Genomic DNA, 20,111 nt, shown 5'->3' with positions numbered 1-20,111 from the left:
GAAGACCGCGAGGGCGATGAGCCCTGCCACACGCAGAGCCCCACCGCACGGCCTCTCGTTGACGCGACACGCCCGGGCCGCTAACGTGGCAAAGCTGTGCCGACCGGCACGGCGAGAACCCGGAGGACGCCATGACCACGCAGAAGCGTGATCTGCTCCAGCGGAACGAGACCCAGCGCCCGTTCCGCTACGAGCCGTACCCTCCGGCGCGCGCCGTCTGACGCCATCACCGTCCGACGCCCCGCACCGCACAGGTCCGGGGCGTCTTCTCGTGTGTTCCTCTCCACACGTGGGCTCCCGGGCCCTCCACGAAGGAAAGGAACCATGGAGAAGCTCTCGAACAGGCTCATGTCCTGGGCGAGCATCATCGACGAGAAGACCGTCGAGCAGGCTCGCACCTCGGCGCGGATGCCGTTCATCTACCCGCACCTGGCGCTCATGCCGGATGCGCACCTCGGCAAGGGGGCGACCGTCGGATCGGTCATCCCGACGCTGGGTGCGATCATGCCGGCTGCCGTCGGCGTCGACATCGGATGCGGCATGATCGCCGTTCGCACGCAGTTCACGAAGACGCAGCTCGTCGCACGCGAGCTCGCTGGTCTTCGGGAGCAGATCGAGCGGGCGATCCCGCTGTCGGCGGGCCACGCCAACCGGAAGATCGTCGCGACCGCCGAGCCGCGCGTCGCCGAGCTGGAGGAGCTCGCGACGAAGAACGGGTTCGACCCGGCGTCGTACGCGGGGCACTGGCGTAACCAGCTCGGCTCGCTCGGATCGGGGAACCACTTCATCGAGATCTCGGTCGACGAGACGGATGCGGTGTGGATGTTCCTCCACTCCGGGTCCCGGGGTGTCGGCAACAAGATCGCCACCCACCACATCGGTGTCGCTCAGCGGCTCGCGAAGCAGTGGTGGATCGACCTGCCCGATCCCGACCTCGCGTACCTCGTCGAGGGGACGGAGGAGTTCTGGACGTACATCCGGCACCTGCGGTGGGCGCAGCACTTCGCCCTCCTGAACCGGGAGGAGATGATGGACCGGGTCGCGCGGCAGCTGTCCGAGACGATGGGCGAGGACGTCGTGGAGCACGAGCGGATCAACTGCCACCACAACTTCACCGAGCGGGAGAAGCACTTCGGCAAGGAGGTGTGGGTGTCGCGGAAGGGCGCCATCCAGGCGGACACGGGCCGGCCCGGCCTCATCCCGGGATCGATGGGAACGGCCTCCTACGTCGTGGCCGGACTCGGGAACCCGGTGTCGCTGAACTCCTCCCCGCACGGTGCGGGACGGGAGTACTCCCGGTCCGCGGCTCGGCGGACCTTCACGCACGAGCAGCTGCGGGAGGCCATGGCGGGCATCGAGTTCCGTGACACGGACGCCTTCATCGACGAGATCCCGCAGGCCTACAAGCCGATCGACCGGGTCATGGCAGATGCCTCGGACCTCGTCGAGATCCGGCACACACTGCGCCAGCTCGTCAACGTGAAGGGCGACTGACGCGGGCGGCGGCCCTCACATCTCCTCGTGGGTGTCGGGGTCGCCGTCCCACAGGCGGCCGCGCTCGAGGGCGGAGATCGCGGCGACCTCGTCGTCGGTCAGCGAGAACTCGAACACGTCGGCGTTCTCGGCCTGACGTGCCGGGTCGGCGGACTTCGGGATCGGGGTGCTGCCCAGCTGCACGTGCCAGCGGAGCACCACCTGCGTCGGCGTCACACCGTGCGCGGCGGCGGTGTCCGCCACCACCTCCTCGCTCAGCAGTTCGGAACGACGCGCGAGCGGGCTCCAACTCTCGGTGCGGATGCCCTGCGACGCGTGGAACGCCCGCAGGTGCGCCTGGAGGAAATACGGGTGCAGCTCGACCTGGTTCACCGCGGGGACGACGCCGGTCGCCTCGATGATGCGGGCGAGCATCGGCTCGGTGAAGTTCGAGACGCCGACCGAACCGACGCGCCCCTCCTTCTGCAGGTCGACCATCGCACGGTAGGTGTCGACGTACTTGTCGACGCTCGGGTTCGGCCAGTGGATCAGGTACAGGTCGATGCGATCGAGCCCGAGTCGCTCGAGCGACCCCTCGGCGCTGCGCCGAGTCTCGTCGTAGCCGTGGTCTCGCCCGGGGACCTTCGTCGTCACGAGAAGCTCGTCGCGGATGCCGCTGCGCCGCACGGCCTCGCCGACCTCGCGCTCGTTCTCGTAGTTGACCGCGGAATCGAGCAGGCGGTACCCGCCCTCGATGGCGGCGACGATCGCCTGCGTACCCTCCTCGTCACGCAGGTTGTACGTGCCGAGACCGAGCTGGGGGAAGGCGGTGCCGTCGTTCAGGGAGACGGTGGGGATGGTGACCATGTGCTCACGCTACGCCCCGCAACCGCTCCCCCGCTCGCGGCAGGAGTCGCGCCAGATCGTCCGGCGTGTCGAGGTCCCACCGCAGTCCCGAGGTCGCGCGCACCGGCAACGGCCGACAGCCGAGCGCGACGTGGCGCGAGAACGAATCGGGACCGTACGCCGATGCCCATGCCGTGCCTGCGCGCGCGGTGACGAGGGTCGAGCCGTCACCGACGGCATCCGGGATCACCGCGCGCGACACCATCGCGGCCATCGCCAGCGCCGCCGCCAGCTCTCCGGGGGCGAGGGCGGCGAGATCGGCGGGCAGCGACGCTCGGTGGCGGCGCAGACCGACCCGAGCGGATGCGGCGGCGAGGGCTGCGTCGATGCCCACCGCCGTACGTTCGCGGATCAGTTCGACGCCGCCGGGAAGCAGATCGGCGAGCGCCGCATCGGCCGTGACGACCAGTACGCGCGCCACCCCCGGGGTGCGCGTCGCGACGTCGACCGTGTCCAGCGCCAGTGCGCGGGCGATGTCACCGCGCGGCACGTCGTCGCCGAGCCGCGACTTCGCGTCGACGGCCGGTTTGACCGGGATCATCACGGCCCAGCCACGCTCCCTCACCCGAACCTCCTGCGCAATCGCGGCAGGATGTCGTCGGCGTACCGCTGGAGGAACGCCGACTGGTCCGCCCCCGGGTCATGGAAGACGAGGTGCCGGAAGCCCATCTCGACGTACTCCGCGATCCGCTCAACGTGCTCGTCGGGATCGTCGGACACGATGAAGCGGGACGCCGCGCGCTCGATCGGCAGCGCCGCCGCTCTCCGCTGCATCTCGCGCGGATCGTGGATGCCCATCTTCTCCTCGGCCGAGAGCGCGAGCGGAGCCCAGAAGCGGGTGCGCTCGCGCGCCTTCTCGAGGTCCGGGTGGTACGACACCTTGACCTCGATCATGCGGTCGACCTCCTCGGCATCCCGCTCCCCCTTGGCGACCCCGTCGGCGACGGCGGGCAGCAGAGTGTCGGTGTAGAGGGCGCGGTCCTTTCCGCTCGTCGTGATGAACCCCTCCGCGATGCGCCCGGCCAGCCGCGCCGCCGCGGGGCCGGCGGCGCCGATGTAGACCGGGACCGGCCGGTCGGGGCGGTCGTAGACGGTGGCGTCCTCGACCTTCCAGAACGTTCCGTCGAACGTGACCCGCTCGTGTTCCCACAGTTCGCGCATGAGCGCGATCGACTCCTTGAGCCGCTGGAAACGCTCCGGGGGTTCCGGCCAGTCGAGGCCCAGCGTCACCTCGTTGAGTGCCTCACCGGTGCCGACGCCGAGGACGATGCGTCCGGGGTTCAGCACCGCGAGGGTGGCGATCGACTGCGCCACGACGGCGGGGTGGTAGCGGAACGTCGGGGTGAGGACGGAGGTGCCCATCAGGATGCGGCAGGTGCGGGCGCCGAGCGCACCCAGCCAGGGCAGGGCGGCCGGAGCGTGACCGCCGTCGTGCATCCACGGCTGGAAGTGGTCGGAGATGAAGACGCTGTCGAAGCCGGCGTCCTCGGCGGCCACCGCGTAGTCGAGGAGCTCCTGCGGGCCGAACTGCTCCGCCGATGCCTTGTATCCGAATCGGATCGGGATGCTCATCGGGATCCTCCTGTCAGCACGGATCGCTCGGTCCGTGACACTGCGCTGCGTTCGGCATCCGCCATCGCGGCCGCCATGTCGGCCACCGTGCCGGGCCACAGGACACCGACCCCGCCGGATCGGTCGTCGAGGTACCAGCTCCCGCAGCCGGCGAGCCACGCCGTGCCGGCCGCGCGTGCGGCGACATCGGCGCTCGCGCGCGCCTCGGCATCCGCGTCGACCCGGACGACGACGCCGCCGCCGATCATCCGGCGGATGAACGCAGCCTGCTGCTCGAGGACGAGCAGCGAGGAGGCGTGCGGGAGAGCGGAATGAGGGCCGTTCATGACGAAGAGATTGGGGAAGCCGGCGACGAGGGTCGAGGCGACGGCGCTCATGCCGTCCTTCCAGTGCTCCGCGAGGGTCAGTCCGCCCTCGCCGCGCACGATGTCGGCGTACGCCTGGCGGGTCGTCTCGAACCCGGTGGCGAGGACGATCCGATCGATCCTGTCGTGGACCCCACCGGAGGCTCCGACGAGTCGGCGCCCGGCGACGGACGCGAGCGCAGAGGCCTCGAGCGTCACGGCATCCCCCGCAACGGTCGGGTAGAACGTGTCCGAGAGCACGACGCGCTTGCAGCCGAAGGCGTACGCCGGAGTCAGCGCACGACGGAGGGCGCGATCGGGCACCCCCGCCGCCAGGTGCGCGAGCGCCGCCCGCCGTGCCCGAGCGGATGCCGTCCCTCGCCCAGACCGCGCCGCGAATCGCTCGTCGTCGCCCGCCGCCAGCCTCGCTCTCTCGCGGGCGACCGCGCCGGGCACCGCGAACCGCTCGGCGTCACGCGCGTCGTACGGGCGATCGCCGCGCGGGAGCACCCACGCCGGCGACCTCTGGAAGAGGACGACCTCAGCGCCGGACCGGACGAGCTCGGGGACGAGCTGAGCGGCACTGGATCCTGTGCCGACGACGGCGATGCGGGAACCGGCGACCGGCTCGGTCTCATCCCATCGTGCTGTATGACCGACCGGACCCGGGAACGACGAGAGCCCGGGGACATCCGGGATGCGCGGCTGCGACAACCGCCCGCAGCCGAGGACCAGCGCGTCGGCCGTGTCGGGTCCGCCGCCCGAGAATGCGAGGCGCCACCGCTGGGAGACCGGGTCCCAGGCGGCATCCGTCATCTCCGTCCCGAAACGGATCGCGTCGCGCAGACCCTCGCGGTCGACGACGGCGTCGAGGTAGGCGGCGATCTCCGCGCCCGGGGCGAACTCGGCCGACCATGCGGGGTTCGGGTGTCGCTCCAGGCTGTAGAGGTGCGAGGGCACGTCGCACGCGACACCCGGGTAGACGTTCTCGCGCCAGGTCCCCCCGACCCGGTCGGCCCGCTCCACCACGACGACCTCGTGCCCGGCCTCGCGCAGCTCGATCGCCGCCAGGACACCGGCGAAGCCCGCACCGACGACGACGACCTCGGCGTGACCGCTCATGCGGCCGCCTCGGCCGGTGTGCCGTAGACGGTCGTGCGCTCGCGCAGTCGGCGACGCAGCGAACCCGCCAGCCGCGATGCGTCGGCGAAGGGCAGTTCGAGTCCCTGTTCGACCCCGGCGTCGGGGCGTACGCGCCCGTCGAGGAGGGTGCCGCCGAGGTCGTCGCCGCCGCTGCGCAGCAGCTCTGCGGTGACGGCACGGCCATGACGGGTCCAGGGGATCTGGATGTGGCGGATGCCGTCGTTCAGCAGCAATCGCGCGACGGCGACCATCGCGCGGTGCTCGTCCAGCTCCGACCGGTCGGCGACGCGTGCTCCCCCGCCGGGGAGCGGAATGGGGACGAACTCCGTGAACCCACCGGTCTCGTCCTGCAGACCGCGGAGGGTCAGCAGATGCGCGACCCGATCCGCGGCCGACTCGACGTGTCCGTAGAAGAGGACCGAGCTCGTGCGCATGCCCAGCGTGTGCTCGGTGCGGACGATCTCGAGCCACCGGTCGACCTCGAGGTCCTCGGGGGCGATACGACGTCGGATGTCGTCGTCGAGGACTTTCACACCGGTGCCCGGCATCGTGCCCACGCCGGCGTCGCGAAGTGCCGCGACGGCATGTCGGACCCCGATGGTCGTCCGGTCCGCCAGGTCGGCGACGTCCTGCGGTCGGAACGCGTGCAGGTGCAGCGACGGCGCAGCCGCACGCACGGCGCGCACGAGGTCGACGTAGAGCGCGGGGTCCTCGGTGTGATCGAGGCGACCCTGGATGCAGAGCTCCGTCGCGCCGAGCGACGCGGCATCCCACGCGATCGCCCCGGCGTCGGCGAGATCGAACGCGCCCGGTCCGACCGGCAGACGGTGGAGGCCGGACGAGGCGAGGTTGCGGTTGACGACGAGACTGACGGTGTCGCCGATCGTCGTCCGCCGGACGTCGTCGGCGGTGCGCACAAGACGTTCCAGGTCGTCGCCGGTCGCCGTGAGCAGGTGCTCCCAGTCGGCGGCATCCAGCTCGCGGGGGGTGGATGCCGCGGTCTCGAGGAGCACCGTGCCGCGACGACGACGGGAGGGAACGACTCCCGTCTGGCGGGCCAGACCCGTCGACGGGTCGGCGAGCTGTGCGACGGCGGCGTGGAGGGCGGGATCGATCCATCCCTCTCGTGACCGCAGGTACTCGGGGTGGGCGGTCAATCGCTCGACGAGCTCGAAGCCCGCCGCCGCCGTGTGGGCGGCGAGGTCGTCGACGTGCGGCCACGGTCGCTCCGGGTTGACGTGGTCGGCGGTCAGGGGCGAGACACCGCCCCAGTCGTCGATCCCCGCGGCGAGGAGCGAGGCGAGCTCGCCCGGGTCGGAGAGGTTCGGCGGCGCCTGGATGCGCATGTCGGGTCCGAGGACGAGTCGGGCGACGGCGATGGCCGCGAGGTACGCGTCGCGGCCCGCATCCGGCTTCCCCTGCATGGCCGTGCTCGGCTTCGCGCGGAAATTCTGGACGATGACCTCCTGCACGTGACCGTGCCGCGCGTGGGAGTCGCGGAGCGCGAACAGGGAAGCCGCACGATCGGCACGGGTCTCGCCGATGCCGACGAGGATGCCGGTCGTGAACGGGATGCGGGCGCGCCCGGCGTCCTCGATCACGGCGAGGCGGAGCTCGGGGTCCTTGTCGGGCGAACCGAAGTGCGCGGCGCCCGGTGTCTCGAAGAGGGCACGCGAGGTGGTCTCGAGCATCATCCCCATCGACGGCGAGACCGGGCGGAGCGCCGCGAGCTCGTCGGCCGACATGACCCCCGGATTCGCATGGGCGAGGAGGCCGGTCTCTGCCGTCACGAGGCGTGCCGCGTGGGCGACGTAGTCGATCGTCGAGGCGAAGCCGTGCGCGTCGAGCCACGCGCGAGCCTCAGGCCAGCGGTCCTCGGGGCGGTCGCCGAGGGTGAGCAGCGCCTCCTTGCAGCCCTGCGCGGCCCCCGCCCGGGCGATGCGGAGGATCTGAGCGTCGTCGAGGTAAGCGGGCGCCTTCTTGCGGAGCAGCTGCGCCGGGGTGTCGACGAAGGCGCAGTAGTGACACCGATCGCGGCAGAGCGTCGTGAGCGGCAGGAACACCTTGCGCGAGTACGTCACGACGCCGGGACGGCCCGCCGCGGCGAGGCCGGCGTCGCGCATCGCCGCCGCTCGGGTCAGGAGGGCGTCGAGCTCCCGCCCGGTCGCGGCGAGCAGGCGCTCGGCCTCGACCGGGTCGGTGAGGGTGTCGTCGAGCTGGGGCATGGCGAGCCTCTCAGTCGTGCTGTGGGAAGCCCAGGTTGAGGCCGCCGTGCGACGGGTCCAGCCAGCGCGAGGTCACCGCCTTCTCGCGGGTGAAGAACGCGAACCCCTGCGGTCCGTACGCCTTCGCGTCGCCGAACAGCGACGCCTTCCAGCCGCCGAACGAGTGGTAGGCGACCGGCACCGGGATCGGCACGTTGACGCCGACCATGCCGACGCTCACCTCGCGCTGGAATCGGCGGGCGGCTCCCCCGTCGTTCGTGAAGATCGCGGTGCCGTTGCCATAGGGGCTCGCCTCGATGAGGCCGAGCCCCTCCTCGTATCCGCTGACACGGACGACCGAGAGGACCGGCCCGAAGATCTCGTCGGTGTAGACGGCGGACGAGGTCGGCACCTTGTCGATGAGGGTGGGACCGAGCCAGAAGCCGTCGCCGTCGGCATCCGGGACCACGTCGCGACCGTCGACGACGATGTCGGCGCCGTCGGTCTCGGCGATCGCGAGGTAGCCGGCGACCTTGTCGCGGTGTTCGCGGGTGATCAGCGGGCCCATGTCGCAGCCGCGCGTGCCGTCGCCGGTGCGGAGGGTCGCCACGCGCTCGGCGATCTTCGCGACGAGCCTGTCGGCGATCGCCTCGGTCGCCAGCAGCACGGAGATCGCCATACACCGCTCCCCCGCCGAGCCGAAGCCCGCGTTGACGGCGGCGTCGGCGGCGAGGTCGAGGTCGGCATCCGGGAGCACCAGCATGTGGTTCTTGGCCCCGCCCAGGGCCTGCACGCGCTTGCCCTGTGCACTCGCGCGCTCGTAGATGTAGCGCGCGATGGGGGTCGAGCCGACGAACGAGACCGCGCCGATCGTGGGGTGGTCGAGGATCGCATCGACGGCCTCCTTGTCGCCGTGGACGACGTTGAGGACGCCGGCCGGCAGACCCGCCTCCACGAACGCGCGGGCGATCCAGTCCGATGCGCTGGGGTCCTTCTCGCTCGGCTTGAGCACGACGGTGTTGCCCGCCACGAGCGCGATGGGGAGGAACCAGAGCGGCACCATCGCGGGGAAGTTGAACGGACTGATGACGCCGACCACCCCGACCGGCTGCTTCAGCGTGTAGACGTCGACCCCGGTCGACACGTTCTCGGAGTACTCGCCCTTCAGGAGGTGACCGGATCCGCACGCGAACTCGACGACCTCGAGGCCCCGGGCGATCTCGCCGAGCGCGTCGGAGAGGACCTTGCCGTGCTCGGCGGTGAGGATCGCGGCGAGTTCCTCCTTGCGCTCGTTGAGGATCTCGCGGAAGGAGAACATGACACCCTGACGCTTCGCGATGCTGGCATCGCGCCAGGCGGGGAGCGCTGCGGCGGCGCGCTCGACGGCGACACCGACGTCCGCCGTGCTCGCCAGGCGCACCTGACCGCTGACGCGGCCGGTGGCGGGGTTGTGGATCGGGCCGGTGCGGCCCGAGTCGCCGCTCCAGGCAGCGCCGTCGACCCAGTGCTCGAGCACGGTCGCAGAAGTCTGTTCGGTCATGGTTCCTCCGGGGAAGGGTGGGTCAGAGCGCGGCGAACGCGGCGTCGTAGATGTCGAGGGCGCGGCGCACCTCGTCGTCGGTGACGACACAGGGCGGGACGACGTGGATGCGGTTGTCGGCGGTGAAGGGCAGCAGGCCGCGGGCCATGAGGTCCTTCTTCAACGCCCCGATCACCGCCGGCGCGACCGGTTCCCGCGTGACGGGGTCGGCGACCAGTTCGAGGGCCCAGAACACGCCCTCCCCGCGGACCTCGCCGATGATCGGATGCTTCTGTCCGAGGGCGTGCAGCCCCGGCCCGAGGACGGTCTCCCCGATCCGGCGGGCGTTGTCCACGATCCCCTCGTCCCGCATCGCATCCAACGCCGCGACCACCGACGCTGCCGCGAGAGGATGCCCCGAGTAGGTGAGGCCGCCGGGGAACACCCGCTCGTCGAACGTCGCCGCGATCTCGTCCGAGATGATCACCCCGCCGATCGGGATGTACCCGGAGTTCACGCCCTTCGCGAAGGTGATCAGGTCCGGGACCACATCGTGCCCCTCGAACGCGAACCACCGACCCGTGCGACCGAACCCGCTCATCACCTCATCCAGGATCAACACGATCCCGAACTCGTCCGCCAATCGGCGCACCCCCGCGAGATACCCCGCCGGCGGCACCATGATGCCTGCCGTCCCCGGCACCGACTCCAGCAGGATCGCCGCGATCGAGGACGGACCCTCCGCCTCGATCACCCGGCGCAGGTGGTGCAGCGCACGCTCGCATTCCTCCTCGGGCGTCGACGCCCAGAACTCCGACCGGTACAGATACGGGCCGAAGAAGTGCACGTGGCCGCGGGCGTACTCGTTCGGGATCCGACGCCAATCCCCCGTCGCGACGATCGCCGCACCCGTGTTGCCGTGATAGCTCCGGTACCGCGACAACACCTTGTCCCGTCCCGTGTGCAGCCGCGCCATCCGGATGGCGTTCTCATTCGCATCGGCGCCGCCGTTCGTGAAGAACACCTTCGAGAACCCATCGGGAGCCAGATCGACGATCCGCTTCGCCGCCTCGCCGCGCGCGAGGTTCGCGGTCGACGGCGCGACGGTCGTGAGCAGGTCCGCCTGCGCCTTGATGGCGTCGACGACGGCCGGATGCTGGTGGCCGATGTTGACGTTCACGAGCTGGCTCGAGAAGTCCAGCATCCGGTGGCCGGCGTGATCCCAGACGGTCGACCCCGAACCGCCGGCGAGCGGGAACGGGTCGATGAGCGCCTGCGCCGACCACGAGTGGAAGACGTGGGCGCGGTCGAGTTCGCGGGTGCGGAGGTCGAGGTCGTCGGAGGTCATCTGAGGTGCTCTCTGTCGGGGGCGGTCCCGGGGCTCGCGCCCCGGGACCGCCGGGATGGTGCTCTTACTGTCCGCCCTCGGTGAGGGTCACGTCGATAGGCGTGTACTCCCCGTCGAGGCTGACGCCCTCGTCCTCCAGCTCGGCGATCGCCTTCTCGATGTACTCGTTCGAGAATGCGGATGCGGGCGGTTCCTGCGTGATCAGGTTCATGCCGTCCTGGTTCACCGCGGCGAGGGCGCCGTCGACCGTCTGATCCCACTTGTCCTGCTCGACGGTGCCGAAAGGCGCGTCGGTCCAGATCAGCTTGTTGACCTCGTTGAGCTGCCACAGCTGGTGGACCGGCCCGACGGGGAAGGCCGCTTCGGCGTTCGAGGCGACGTCCCAGACGAGCGAGGCGGAGTCCTCGACGTTGTCACGGGCATAGAGCCACCCCTTGGCGACCGCCTTCAGGAAGCGCACCGCGGCATCGGCGTACGCCGGGTCCTCGTCGAGGCGCTGGGTGTCGGCCCAGATGGCGTCCTGCAGCATGGCTCCCTCGGTGTCCTCGTAGTAGATGACGTCGAGGTCGTCGAGCGTGTACAGCTCTCCAGTGTCGGGGTTCACCACCTCGAGCACCTGGGCGAGCTCGTTGTAGGTCATCGCCTGCGCGGCATCCACGTCGCCGTCGAGCAGCGCGTTCATCGAGAAGTCCTGCGTCGTGATCGACACGGTCGAGGCGTCGAGGTCGTCCGCCGCCATCGCGGCGAAGATCTCCCATTCGTTGCCGAAGCCCCAGGAGCCGATGCGCTTGCCCTCGAAGCCGGCGACGTCGGTGATGCCGTCGCCCTTCCACGAGACCTGCGTCGTGCCCGAACGCTGGAAGACCTGAGCGATGTCGGTGAGTTCGACGCCCGTGGACTCGATCGTCCCGAGCACCTTGGGCACCCAGGCGACGGCGAAGTCGACATCGCCGGCGGCCAGGGCGTCCTGCGGGACGATGTCTCCGCCCGAGGGCACGATCTCGACGTTGTCGAATCCCTCCTCCTCGAAGTAGCCCATCTCCTGAGCGACGTAGTAGCCGGCGAACTGGGCCTGCGGAAGCCACTGCAGCTGCAGCTTGATGTCCGTGATCGGCGTGAAGTCCGTGTCCTCACCGCCGGCGGTGGGGGTGGTGCTCGTGGTGCCCGCGCACGCGGACAGGGCGAGTGCGCCGGCGGTCAGGGTCGTGACGACCGCCGACCGGCGTCGGGTGCTGTGACGCATGGTGTTCCTTTCGGGTTCGGATGGTGCGGGTGGTGCGATGGGTGGGTGGAGCGGACCGGTCCGACGGGTGTCAGGCCGGCCTCCGCCTGGTCACGACGCGTTCGATGAGCACCGTGACGAGGAAGAAGACGAGACCGACGCCGATCGCGGCACCGACGTAGGTCCACGCGACGGCGGCGTTGCCGGTCTTGGCGTAGCTCGCGATCGCCGTGCCGAGGCCGTCGGTGGGCCCGCCGAAGTACTCCGCGACGAGCGCGGAGATGACAGCGACCGAGCTGGCGATGCGGATGCCGGTGACGAGGTATGGGAGGGCGACCGGCAGGGTCAGCCCACGAAAGAGCTGCCCGGGGGTCGCGGCGTAGGCGAGGAAGAGGTCGCGCTGGACGGGTCGCGACTGACGCAGACCGCGCAACACGTTCACGAAGACCGGGACGAACGCGGCGACGCCGGCGACCATCTGCCGTCCCGTCTGCGCCGACGCGCCGAACATCGTGTTGAGCAGCGGCGTCAGGGCGACGATGGGGACGACCGCGATGGCGGCGACGAGCGGCGCGACCATCCCGTCCACGGGGCGCAGCCACGCTGCGAGCGCCGCGAGTGCGACGCCGAGGACCGTGCCGGCGACGAGACCCACGAGCGTGTTCCCTCCGGTCACGAGCGCGTCCTCGACGACGACGTCGCCGATCCGCCCAGCTGTCTCGGCGACGTCGGCCGGGGCGGGGATGAGCGCCAGCCGGCCGATCTTGACACCCGACAGCACCTGCCACAGGAGAAGGAGCAGGATTCCGGTGGCCACCGGCGCGGCGATGCGGGAGATCCGCTCGGTCGTGGTCACGGCGCGCTCACCGTTCGTTCGCTCGGGCGACGGGGGCGCCGTGGAGCGCTTCGCGCACCTCGGTGACCTTCTCGAAGAACTCCGGCGACTCACGGAGCAGATCGGGGCGATCGTGCCCGAACGGGACCTCGACGAGGTCGGTGATGCGTCCCGGTCGCGGTGACATGACGACGACGCGATCGGAGAGGTAGACGGCCTCGGGGATCGAGTGGGTGACGAAGACGACGGCTGCGCCGGTCTCGCCGGTGATGCGGGTGAGCTCGGTCTGCATCCGTTCGCGGGTCATCTCGTCGAGCGCCCCGAAGGGCTCGTCCATCAGGAGGAGCTTCGGCCGGGCGGCGAGGGCGCGAGCGATGGCGACGCGCTGCTGCATCCCGCCCGACAGTTCATCGGGGTACCTCCGTCCGAAGTCGGTGAGGCCGACGAGCTCGGCGAGTTCGGCCGCCCGGGCCCGTCGCTCGGCCCCGCCGACGCCGTGCAGCTCGAGGGGCAGCACGATGTTCTCGAGCACGGTCCGCCAGGGCAGCAGTCCTGCCTGCTGGAAGGCGATGCCGTAGTCCTGATCGAGGCGCGCCTTCTTGGGGGTCTTCCCGAAGACCTCGAGCGACCCCGCGGTGGGCTGGTCGAGGTCGGCGATCAGTCGCATGAGGGTCGACTTGCCGCATCCGGACGGACCGATGAGCGACACGAACTCGCCCGCGGCGATCTCGAGGTCGACCCCGGTCAGGGCGTGGACCTCGGTCGTGCGGCGGCCTCCGAAGGTGCGGCCGACACCGGTGGCGCGGACGGCGATCTCGCTCATGCGGACGTTCCTCTCGGGTGAGGGCGGGGGATCATGCGGATGCCTCTCCGCGGCGGTACCGGCTCAGGCCGGCGCCGAGCAGGGCCACGACGCCGGCGACGACGAGGCCGAGCAGGACGGCGCCGAAGATCGGCCCCCACGGCAGGGCGGGGTCGGCGGAGGCGGACTGCGCCGCCTGCAGCAGCATCCGTCCGAGGCCGCCGCGCATACCGATCGAGACCTCGGCGACGATCGCGCCGACGACGGCGTTCGCCGCGGCGAGGCGGGCGGCGGGGATCAGGTACGGCACCGCGGCGGGGAACCGCAGCCGGCGGAGGGTCTGACCGTAACCCGCGGCGTAACTGCGCATGAGGTCGAGGTGGATCGCGTCGGGCGACGACAGCCCCTTCAGCGCACCGATCGAGACCGGGAAGAAGGCGAGGTAGGACGCGATGACGGCCACCGACAGCCACTCCGGCCAGGGCACGCCGGCGCGGTCGATCTGCGATCCGATACGGGCCACGAGCGGCGCGAAGGCGATGAGCGGCACGGTCTGCGAGACCACGATCCAGGGCAGGAGGCCCCGTTCGACGATGCGCCAGCGCTGCATGAGGAGGGCGAAAGCGACCCCGACGACGACACCGATCACCCAGCCGACGAGCGCGATGCCGAGGGTGAGCAGGCCGGCGCTCGCGACGGTCGCCCACAGCGGCGGGGTGGCGGCTCCGCTGGTCGGATCGAACAGCCGCGCGATCATGTCGGCGACGTGGGGCATCGCACGGTCGTGGGTGCGCGGCAGGACCCGCACCCCATCCTCACCGCCGAGGACGAGACCGTCGGCGGGGCCGAGCCATTTATACGCCTCCCACAGCGCGACGAGGGCCAGGACGCCGACGACGCCCCACCCCCACGCGGCTGCCGTGCGTCGGGTCATGACTTGGCCGTGATGTGGTCGGAGAGGGCGGGCATCACGGTCTCGCCGTAGACCCGCATGGTCTCCTCTTTGTTGTCGTGCTGCAGGTAGCCGGCGAACTGCGTCACCCCGAGCGCCTTGAGCTGTTCGAGCTTCGCGATGTGATCCTCGGCCGTACCGAGCAGGCAGAACCGATCGACGATCTCGTCGGGGACGAAGTCGACATGGTCGTTGTCGCTCTTGCCGTGACTGTTGTAGTCGTACCCGGTCCGGCCCGCGATGTAGTCCGTGAGCGCCTGCGGCACATCGCCTTCGGTGCCGTACTTCGACACGATGTCGGCGACGTGGTTGCCGACCATCCCGCCGAACCACCGGCACTGGTCGCGCATGTGCTCCCAATCGTCGCCGATGTACATGGGGGCGGCGACGCAGAATGCGATCGAATCGGGGTCGCGCCCGGCGGCTTCGGCGGCATCCCGCACCACCTTGATCATCCAGGCGGCGATGTCGACGTCCGCCAGCTGCAGGATGAACCCGTCGCCCACCTCCCCGGTGAGCTTCAGAGCCATCGGGCCGTAGGCGGCGACCCACACGTCGAGCTCCGATCCCCGGCTCCAGGGGAACTGGAGCGTCGCACCCTTGTACTCGACGGGTCGCGAGTTGGCGAGTTCTCGGATGACGTGGATCGACTCGCGCAGCTCCCGCATCGTCACCGGCTTGCCGTTGGTCACGCGCACCGCCGAGTCGCCGCGGCCGATGCCGCAGATCGTGCGGTTGCCGTACATCTCGTTGAGCGTCGCGAAGACGGATGCCGTGACGGTCCAGTCGCGGGTGGCCGGGTTCGTCACGAACGGTCCCACCGTGATCCGCTTTGTGGCGTTAAGGATCGCGGAGTGCACGACGTACGGCTCCTCCCACAGCAGGTGCGAGTCGAAGGTCCAGACATGGCTGAAGCCGTGCGCCTCGGCCAGCTGCGACAGCTGTACGGTCCGCGAGGCGGGCGGATTCGTCTGCAGGACGACGCCGAAGTCCATGGGTCCTCTTTCGTGGGTTCGGGTCAGATGAGGTACTGGCTGAGGCCGCGCTTGACGAAGCGGCCGTCGCCCTTGCGTCCGAGGTAGGCGCCGTCGTCGACGATGACCTTGCCCCGCGAGAGAACGGTGTCGACGTGCCCGTCGATCTCGAAGCCCTCCCACGCGGAGTGGTCCATGTTCATGTGATGGGTCTTCTCGTACCCGATCGAGGTGTGACCGTTCGGGTCGTAGATGACGACGTCTCCGTCGGCGCCCGGGGCGATGACGCCTTTCTTGCCGTACATGCCGAACATGCGCGCGGGCGTCGTGCTCGTGAGCTCGACCCAGCGCTCGAGGGTGATCTCGCCCGTGACGACCCCCTGGTACATGAGGTCGATGCGGTGCTCGACCGACCCGATGCCGTTCGGGATCGCCCGGAAGTCGCCCTTGCCGAGCTCCTTCTGGTCCTTCATGCAGAACGGGCAGTGGTCGGTGGACACCATCTGGAGGTCGTTGGTGCGGAGCGCCTGCCACATGTGGTCCTGGTGGCCCTCGGCGCGGGAGCGAAGCGGCGTCGAGCACACGTACTTGGCACCCTCGAACGACCCCCACTCCTCGCTCCTGGCGCCCAGGTGCTCCTCGAGCGAGAGGTAGAGGTACTGCGGGCAGGTCTCGCCGAAGACGTTCTGGCCCCTGTCGCGCGCCCAGGCGAGCTGCTCGACGGCCTGCTTCGCGCTCACGTGCACGACGTAGAGCGGCGCCCCGGTGATGTTCGAGAGCATGATCGCGCGGTGGGTCGCCTCCTCCTCCGCCTGCCAGACGCGTGCCTTGCCGTGGAAGTACGGGTCGGTGTTGCCGGCGCGGACGAGCTGTTCGGCGAGGACGTCGATGACGGGCCCGTTCTCGGCGTGCATCATCGTGAGGAGCCCTGTGTCGGCCGACACCTGCATCGCCCTGAGGATCTGCGCGTCGTCGGCGTAGAAGACCCCGGGGTAGGCCATGAACATCTTGAAGCTCGTGATGCCCTCATCGATCAGGGTGGGGAGCGCGGCGAGCGAGTGCTCGTCCACCCCGCCGATGATCTGGTGGAACCCGTAGTCGACCGCGCACTCCCCCGCGGCGAGCGCATGCCAGGCGGCAAGGCCGTCCTCGACCCGCTCGCCCTGGCGCTGCACGGCGAAGTCCACGATCGTGGTCGTCCCGCCCCAGGCGGCGGCGCGGGTGCCGGTCTCGAAGGTGTCGGAGGCGCTGGTCCCGCCGAAGGGCAGCTGCATGTGCGTGTGGGCGTCGATGCCGCCGGGGATCACGTACTTCCCCGTGGCGTCGATGACCGTGTCGACGGATGCCGCGAGGTCGTGCCCGAGCAGGGTGGAGCCGGACGTCAGCACGGCGACGATCGTCTCGCCGTCGATGAGGACGTCGGCGGGGCCGCGGCCGGTCGACGAGACGACGGTGCCGCCGGTGATGAGCGTGGTGGGCATGGTTCCGCTCTCCTTACGGGGCGACGATCTCGGCGTACGAGTCGGGGCGGCGGTCGCGGTAGAACTGCCAGTCGTCACGCATCTCGCGGACGAGGTCCATGTCGAGGTCGCGGATGAGGATCTCCTCGTCGGTGCCGGAACCGAGCTCGCCGACGTAGTTGCCGCGCGGGTCGACGATCTGGCTGGTGCCGTAGAAGGTGACCGCCTCGTCGCCGTATTCGTTGTCCTCGCGGCCGACGCGGTTGGGGGCGAGGACGAAGTAACCGTTCGCGACGGCGGCGGCGGGCTGCTCGACCTCCCACAGCCGGTTCGACAGGCCGGGCTTGGTGGCGTTCGGGTTGAAGGCGAGGTGCGCGCCGTTCAGCCCCAGCTCGCGCCACGCCTCGGGGAAGTGCCGGTCGTAGCAGATGATGACGCCGACCTTGCCGACCGCGGTGTCGAAGACGGGGTAGCCGAGGTTCCCCGGACGGAAGTAGAACTTCTCCCAGAACTTCTCGACGTGCGGGATGTGATGTTTGCGGTACGAGCCGAGGATCGTGCCGTCGGCATCCACCACCACGGCCGTGTTGTAGTACACACCGGTCTGCGCCTCTTCGTAGATGGGCAGGACCATGACCATGCTCAGCTCCTTCGCGAGCGCGGCGAAGCGCTGCACGATGGGGCCGTCGACCGGTTCGGCGTAGCGGTAGTACTTCTTCTCCTGCGTGATGCCGAAGTACGGACCGTAGAACAGCTCCTGGAAGCAGATGACCTGCGCGCCCTGCGCTGCGGCCTCGCGAGCGAACTGCTCATGCTTGTCGAGCATCGACTCCTTGTCGCCCGTCCAGGTCGTCTGCGTGATCGCCGCCCTCACCGTTGCCATCTCGGCCTCCCTTCCCTCGGTTCTGTTACTGTCCTGCTTGAACATTTCTCGACAGTTTCCGGATGTGTCGCGGTCGTTAATCCTCCGGACACCTCCCGCACGAGAGGACGACGGATGCTGCGCCCCGATTCGCTCCAGTCCCGCACCCCCCTCGGCATGGCGGGCGAGATCGCGCGGCTCGTCGCCGACGGCACCCTCGAGCGGGGGGAGCGCCTGCCGACGGTGCGGGAGCTGTCCGCGGCTCTCGGCGTCTCCGCGGGGACGGTCGCCGCGGCGTGGCGGGCGCTGTCGGACGCGGGCACGATCGTCTCGCGCGGCCGCGCAGGCAGCTTCGTGCGCGACGAGCCACGGGAATGGCTGAGTCCTCGAGTGCAAGGGCTGGCCGGTTCCTCGCAGCCCGTCCGGCTCGACCTCTCGCACGGCACCCCGGACCCGGCCATGCTGCCGGCTCTCGAGGGCGCGTTCTCACGCGTCGCGCCGAGGGCCGACACGGGCCGCTATCACGACCTTCCCGTGCTGCCCGAGCTGCACGCGCACATCGCCGAGACCTGGCCGGCGCCCGGTGTCGAGACCTTCACGGTCGTCGACGGGGCGCTCGACGGCATCTCGCGCACCCTCGAGCAGGTCGTACGGTTCGGCGACCGCGTCGCGATCGAGTCCCCCGGGTTCCCCTACTTCTTCGACCTGCTCGAAGCCCTCGGCGCCGAGCCGATCCCGCTCGCCCTGGACCGCGACGGCGTGACGCCGGCATCGCTCTCACGGGCGCTCGCGCGCCGACCCGCGGCGGTCGTCCTGCAGCCGCGGGCACAGAACCCGACCGGGATCTCGATGAGCGTGGAGCGCGCCCGTGTGCTGGCGCAACTCATCATGAACGCGCCTGACGGGCGTCGCGTGACCGTCGTGGAGGACGACCACTCCGCCCTCATCTGCTCGGCACCCGACGTCACCCTGGCGCGGTGGATCCCCGGCCAGGTCGTCCACGTCCGCAGCTTCTCGAAGTCGCACGGCCCCGACCTGCGCATCGCCGCCCTCGGCGGCCCCGCGCGCGTGGTCGACCGGCTCGTGGCACGGCGGATGCTGGGACCCGGATGGACCTCACGACTGCTGCAGACCGTCCTCCTCGGCCTGCTGACCGATCCGGGATCGGTCGCCCGTGTGCGCACGGCACGCCTGATCTACCGCGACCGCCTCGACCGGATGGCGACCGCGCTCCGCAAACTCGGGGTCGACGTGGGCGACCCGGACGGCATCAACCTGTGGCTGCCGGTCGTCGACGAGCGGGCGGCGCGGACCCGGCTGGCTGCTGCCGGAATCGCCGTGTCGGCGGGCGCTCCGTATGCAGCGCCCGGCGACCGAGCCGCGACCCCGCACGTCCGCGTGACGGCCGGTGTCATCACCGCCAACGTGCGCCTCGTCGCGGAGGAGCTGGCAGGCGCGTCCTCGGCCGCTCCATTCGCCTGACGAACGCGTCTCAGAGGCCGACGGCGCGCAGCGCGGCGACGGCGAGTGCGCGGGTGCGCGCGGCATCCGTCATCCACAGGGGCTCGACGTGCGCCGCGATCCCCAGGGCGGCGACGGATGCCGCAGCCTTCGCGTCCTCCTCGGCGATGAGCCACGCGTCGAGCACGCCACCGTCTCCGCGCGCACCGTAGTGCGCCGCGACCCCGGCGGTCGTGCAGGGGACGCCGGCGACGCGCAGGCACACGTCGGCCATGCCGCGAACGGGGGCGTCGCCGATGATCGGCGAGACGCCCGCGACCGGAGCGGCAGCCGTCTGGAGCGCGTCGGCCAGGCCCGGGACGGCGAGGATCGGACCGATCGAGACGATGGGGTTCGACGGGGCGACGAGGATCGCGTCGGCCCCCGCGATCGCCTCGAGCACGCCCGGCGCGGGAGCGGATGCCTCGATGCCGGGATTCTCGAAGCGGACCGGTTCGAGGCGGGCGCGGTGACGGGTCCACCACTCCTGGAAGTGCAGGCGGTGCCCCGCGGCATCCAGGATCACGTGGGTGTCGACCTCGGTGTCGGTCATCGGCAGGAGGGTCGCGCCGAGGTCCCACCGCGACTGCAGCCGCGCGACGGCCTCGGTCGGGTTCAGCCCCTCGCGCAGCCAGGACGTCCGGGCGATGTGCGCGCCGAGGTCGAGGTCGCCGAGCAGGAACCACTCCCACCCGACTCCCCAGGCGGCAAGCTCGTCCGCCACGCGGCGCGAGTCTCCCGCGCGACCCCACCCCTGCGCGAGGTCCTTCACCCCGGCGAGCGCGTAGAGCATCGAGTCGACGTCGGGCTGCAGACGCAGGCCGTTCAACCAGAGGTCGTCACCGGTGTTGCACACGACGGCGAGCTCGCCGCCACGCTCGGCCAGCTCGTCGCGGAGGCCGGTGGCGAAGGTGGATCCGCCGACGCCGCCGGCGAGCAGGACGACACGGGGAGCGGGGGTCGAGGTCACTCCTCCAGCGTAGGGTCGCCGTATC

General features: G+C 70.6%; 17 protein-coding genes. 2 read left to right on the top strand and 15 right to left on the bottom strand.

Annotated features, from left to right (window positions below):
• The first annotated feature begins 324 nt into the window (after positions 1-324).
• Positions 325-1,494, top strand: a complete 1,170-nt coding sequence (locus M3190_RS03855) for an RtcB family protein (RefSeq protein WP_251578492.1) — start codon at positions 325-327, stop codon at positions 1,492-1,494.
• A gap of 15 nt (positions 1,495-1,509) precedes the next feature.
• Here the strand turns inward: M3190_RS03855 and M3190_RS03850 are convergent, their stop codons facing one another.
• From M3190_RS03850 to M3190_RS03785, 14 genes are all read right to left on the bottom strand, one after another.
• Complete coding sequence (locus tag M3190_RS03850; protein ID WP_251578490.1) at positions 1,510-2,340, bottom strand: aldo/keto reductase; 831 nt, start codon at positions 2,338-2,340, stop codon at positions 1,510-1,512.
• A gap of 4 nt (positions 2,341-2,344) precedes the next feature.
• A complete protein-coding gene (gene cofC / locus M3190_RS03845; RefSeq protein ID WP_251578488.1) occupies positions 2,345-2,944 on the bottom strand; it encodes a 2-phospho-L-lactate guanylyltransferase in 600 nt (199 codons plus the stop codon).
• The gene (fgd, locus tag M3190_RS03840) at positions 2,941-3,951 is read right to left on the bottom strand and encodes a glucose-6-phosphate dehydrogenase (coenzyme-F420) (protein WP_251578486.1); all 1,011 of its coding nucleotides are present in this window, start codon (positions 3,949-3,951) and stop codon (positions 2,941-2,943) included. Before fgd ends, cofC begins: the two co-directional genes overlap by 4 nt.
• Positions 3,948-5,417, bottom strand: coding sequence for a flavin-containing monooxygenase (locus tag M3190_RS03835; protein WP_251578484.1), 1,470 nt, complete (start codon positions 5,415-5,417; stop codon positions 3,948-3,950). Before M3190_RS03835 ends, fgd begins: the two co-directional genes overlap by 4 nt.
• Complete coding sequence (gene cofG / locus M3190_RS03830; RefSeq protein ID WP_251578482.1) at positions 5,414-7,663, bottom strand: 7,8-didemethyl-8-hydroxy-5-deazariboflavin synthase CofG; 2,250 nt, start codon at positions 7,661-7,663, stop codon at positions 5,414-5,416. The genes M3190_RS03835 and cofG overlap by 4 nt, the downstream gene beginning before the upstream one ends.
• A gap of 10 nt (positions 7,664-7,673) precedes the next feature.
• Positions 7,674-9,182 (bottom strand): CoA-acylating methylmalonate-semialdehyde dehydrogenase, encoded by a 1,509-nt coding sequence (locus M3190_RS03825; protein ID WP_251578480.1) that lies wholly within the window; start codon positions 9,180-9,182, stop codon positions 7,674-7,676.
• Between the two features lie 22 nt (positions 9,183-9,204).
• Positions 9,205-10,509 carry an aspartate aminotransferase family protein gene (locus tag M3190_RS03820; protein WP_251578478.1) on the bottom strand — a complete coding sequence of 435 codons (1,305 nt, stop codon included), beginning with the start codon at positions 10,507-10,509 and terminating at the stop codon, positions 9,205-9,207.
• Positions 10,510-10,573: 64 nt separating this feature from the next.
• Positions 10,574-11,752 carry an ABC transporter substrate-binding protein gene (locus M3190_RS03815; protein WP_251578477.1) on the bottom strand — a complete coding sequence of 393 codons (1,179 nt, stop codon included), beginning with the start codon at positions 11,750-11,752 and terminating at the stop codon, positions 10,574-10,576.
• A gap of 70 nt (positions 11,753-11,822) precedes the next feature.
• A complete protein-coding gene (locus tag M3190_RS03810; RefSeq protein ID WP_251578475.1) occupies positions 11,823-12,587 on the bottom strand; it encodes an ABC transporter permease in 765 nt (254 codons plus the stop codon).
• Between the two features lie 7 nt (positions 12,588-12,594).
• Positions 12,595-13,389 carry an ABC transporter ATP-binding protein gene (locus M3190_RS03805; RefSeq protein ID WP_251578473.1) on the bottom strand — a complete coding sequence of 265 codons (795 nt, stop codon included), beginning with the start codon at positions 13,387-13,389 and terminating at the stop codon, positions 12,595-12,597.
• Positions 13,390-13,420: 31 nt separating this feature from the next.
• Complete coding sequence (locus M3190_RS03800; protein ID WP_251578471.1) at positions 13,421-14,302, bottom strand: ABC transporter permease; 882 nt, start codon at positions 14,300-14,302, stop codon at positions 13,421-13,423.
• On the bottom strand, positions 14,299-15,315 hold the full coding sequence (locus M3190_RS03795; RefSeq protein WP_251578469.1) for a TIGR03842 family LLM class F420-dependent oxidoreductase: 1,017 nt from the start codon (positions 15,313-15,315) through the stop codon (positions 14,299-14,301). Before M3190_RS03795 ends, M3190_RS03800 begins: the two co-directional genes overlap by 4 nt.
• A 23-nt stretch (positions 15,316-15,338) precedes the next feature.
• On the bottom strand, positions 15,339-16,775 hold the full coding sequence (gene hydA, locus M3190_RS03790) for a dihydropyrimidinase (RefSeq protein WP_251578467.1): 1,437 nt from the start codon (positions 16,773-16,775) through the stop codon (positions 15,339-15,341).
• 13 nt (positions 16,776-16,788) lie between these two features.
• The gene (locus M3190_RS03785; RefSeq protein WP_251578465.1) at positions 16,789-17,637 is read right to left on the bottom strand and encodes a nitrilase-related carbon-nitrogen hydrolase; all 849 of its coding nucleotides are present in this window, start codon (positions 17,635-17,637) and stop codon (positions 16,789-16,791) included.
• Between the two features lie 114 nt (positions 17,638-17,751).
• On the opposite strand from M3190_RS03785, the gene M3190_RS03780 reads away from it, so the two are divergent.
• Positions 17,752-19,098: an aminotransferase class I/II-fold pyridoxal phosphate-dependent enzyme gene (locus M3190_RS03780; RefSeq protein ID WP_251578463.1), complete on the top strand. Its 1,347-nt coding sequence runs from the start codon at positions 17,752-17,754 to the stop codon at positions 19,096-19,098.
• A 10-nt stretch (positions 19,099-19,108) separates the two neighbouring features.
• Here the strand turns inward: M3190_RS03780 and cofD are convergent, their stop codons facing one another.
• Positions 19,109-20,086 (bottom strand): 2-phospho-L-lactate transferase, encoded by a 978-nt coding sequence (gene cofD / locus M3190_RS03775; protein ID WP_251578461.1) that lies wholly within the window; start codon positions 20,084-20,086, stop codon positions 19,109-19,111.
• Positions 20,087-20,111 lie beyond the last annotated feature (25 nt).

Origin of the sequence: Microbacterium oleivorans, assembly GCF_023715745.1 — a bacterium.
In the GTDB taxonomy this organism is placed as follows: Bacteria; Actinomycetota; Actinomycetes; order Actinomycetales; family Microbacteriaceae; genus Microbacterium; species Microbacterium oleivorans_D.
Note: the sequence above shows the minus strand (reverse complement) of the source record. Positions and strands in the feature narration are given on the sequence as shown.

Coding starts and splice junctions, on each gene's coding strand:
- M3190_RS03855 (WP_251578492.1), top strand. CDS start 325: ATGGAGAAGCTCTCGAACAGGCTCATGTCCTGGGCGAGCATCATCGAC.
- M3190_RS03850 (WP_251578490.1), bottom strand. CDS start 2,340: ATGGTCACCATCCCCACCGTCTCCCTGAACGACGGCACCGCCTTCCCC.
- fgd (WP_251578486.1), bottom strand. CDS start 3,951: ATGAGCATCCCGATCCGATTCGGATACAAGGCATCGGCGGAGCAGTTC.
- M3190_RS03835 (WP_251578484.1), bottom strand. CDS start 5,417: ATGAGCGGTCACGCCGAGGTCGTCGTCGTCGGTGCGGGCTTCGCCGGT.
- cofG (WP_251578482.1), bottom strand. CDS start 7,663: ATGCCCCAGCTCGACGACACCCTCACCGACCCGGTCGAGGCCGAGCGC.
- M3190_RS03825 (WP_251578480.1), bottom strand. CDS start 9,182: ATGACCGAACAGACTTCTGCGACCGTGCTCGAGCACTGGGTCGACGGC.
- M3190_RS03820 (WP_251578478.1), bottom strand. CDS start 10,509: ATGACCTCCGACGACCTCGACCTCCGCACCCGCGAACTCGACCGCGCC.
- M3190_RS03815 (WP_251578477.1), bottom strand. CDS start 11,752: ATGCGTCACAGCACCCGACGCCGGTCGGCGGTCGTCACGACCCTGACC.
- M3190_RS03805 (WP_251578473.1), bottom strand. CDS start 13,389: ATGAGCGAGATCGCCGTCCGCGCCACCGGTGTCGGCCGCACCTTCGGA.
- M3190_RS03800 (WP_251578471.1), bottom strand. CDS start 14,302: ATGACCCGACGCACGGCAGCCGCGTGGGGGTGGGGCGTCGTCGGCGTC.
- M3190_RS03795 (WP_251578469.1), bottom strand. CDS start 15,315: ATGGACTTCGGCGTCGTCCTGCAGACGAATCCGCCCGCCTCGCGGACC.
- hydA (WP_251578467.1), bottom strand. CDS start 16,775: ATGCCCACCACGCTCATCACCGGCGGCACCGTCGTCTCGTCGACCGGC.
- M3190_RS03785 (WP_251578465.1), bottom strand. CDS start 17,637: ATGGCAACGGTGAGGGCGGCGATCACGCAGACGACCTGGACGGGCGAC.
- M3190_RS03780 (WP_251578463.1), top strand. CDS start 17,752: ATGCTGCGCCCCGATTCGCTCCAGTCCCGCACCCCCCTCGGCATGGCG.